This is a genomic window from Streptomyces sp. NPDC087844 (assembly GCF_044742785.1).
Classification (GTDB): Bacteria; Actinomycetota; Actinomycetes; order Streptomycetales; family Streptomycetaceae; genus Streptomyces.
On record NZ_JBIUVD010000068.1, the window covers coordinates 1 to 1,323 of the forward strand.

Here is a 1,323-nt window from a genome sequence, read left to right on the forward strand (position 1 = left end):
TGAGGTTCCCCCGCTGCGCGAGAGATGCTGATCAGCTGGTCAGGAGGGGTTGACGGGTGTTCAGGTTCGTTGGTTCGGCCGTCGCCCGCTCGGCGTAGTGTTTCTCCTCGAACTCGATCGGGCTGAGGAATCCGAGCCGTTCCTGGATGCGGCGGGAGTTATAGAAACCGTCGATGTACTCGAAGAGCGCGAGGTTCGCCTCGGCCCTCGTGGCGAAGGTGCGCCCGCGGATGCACTCGGTCTTGATGAGCATCCACAGATTCTCCGCGAGAGCGTTATCGTACGAGTCCCCGACCGAGCCCATGGATGCCTGAATTCCCGCTCGCAGGAGGCGAGTTGTCAGCTTCACGGACGTGTACTGACAGCCGTGGTCGGCATGATGAATGAGCTGTCCGGGCTCGACCTCGCGCGAGGCCAGCGCGTACTCGAGGGTGGTGAGGACCAGGTCGGCGTCCGCGCGGGCGGAGGTTTCCCAGGCCACCACCCGTCGCGAGAACGCATCCCGGATCGCGGACAGCCACAACGGCCCCTCGCCGGTCGCGATCATCGTCAGGTCAGTGACCCACAGCCGGTTCGGCGCGGGCGCTGTGAAGTCGCGCTCGACCAGGTCCGGGGCCAGGGTGGCCTTCGGGTCGCGGCGCGTGAAGCCCTTGCGACGTGGGCTGACGCCCGCGATGTCGGCCTCGCGCATCAGGCGCTCGACCCGTTTGCGGCCCACGTGGACGCCCTCGCGCTTGAGCACGGCGTGCACGCGCGGCGAGCCGTAGATCCCGCCCGAGTCGGCGTGGATCTCCTTGATCTGCTCGGTCAGTTCCACGTCCCGGCATCGGCGTTCGCACGGCTCGCGCTCGGCACGACGCCAGCGGTAGTACGTCGAGGAGGCGATGGAAAGTTCCCGGAGTACGCACTCGACCCCCAGGTGTGGGTGCTCGTCAACGAGCGCCGTCACCTGGGCCGGGTCGGGTCGAGCTGCGCCGCGAAAAACGCCGAAGCCGTCCGCAGGACCTCGTTCGCCCGCTTGAGCTGGACGTTTTCCTTGCGCAGCGCGGCGAGCTCCGCTCGCTCGTCGGTGGTCAGCCGGTCGTCGCGCTCGCCGGCGTCCGCCTCGGCCTGGCGGATCCAGCCACGCAGGGCCTCGGGGTGCACGCCGAGATCGACCGCGAGCTTCTTGATCTGCGGCTTGGGATCGGAGGTGCGATACATCCGCACCGCACGCTCACGCAACTCCAGCGAGTACTTCCTGGGGGCGGCCATGGTCGATGTTCCTCTCATGAGAACCATCTGACCCTCTGTCAACACACTCCGCATCTCGGGGGAACCTCA

At 67.1% G+C, this 1,323-nt stretch carries 2 protein-coding genes; both read right to left on the reverse strand.

Annotated elements, in window-relative coordinates:
* Positions 1 to 31: 31 nt before the first annotated feature.
* Entirely contained in the window at positions 32 to 949 is a 918-nt protein-coding gene (locus tag ACIOKD_RS42025; protein WP_402093762.1) for an IS3 family transposase, read from the reverse strand.
* Positions 946 to 1,254, reverse strand: coding sequence for a transposase (locus ACIOKD_RS42030; RefSeq protein ID WP_179436216.1), 309 nt, complete (start codon positions 1,252 to 1,254; stop codon positions 946 to 948). Before ACIOKD_RS42030 ends, ACIOKD_RS42025 begins: the two co-directional genes overlap by 4 nt.
* Positions 1,255 to 1,323: the final 69 nt, after the last annotated feature.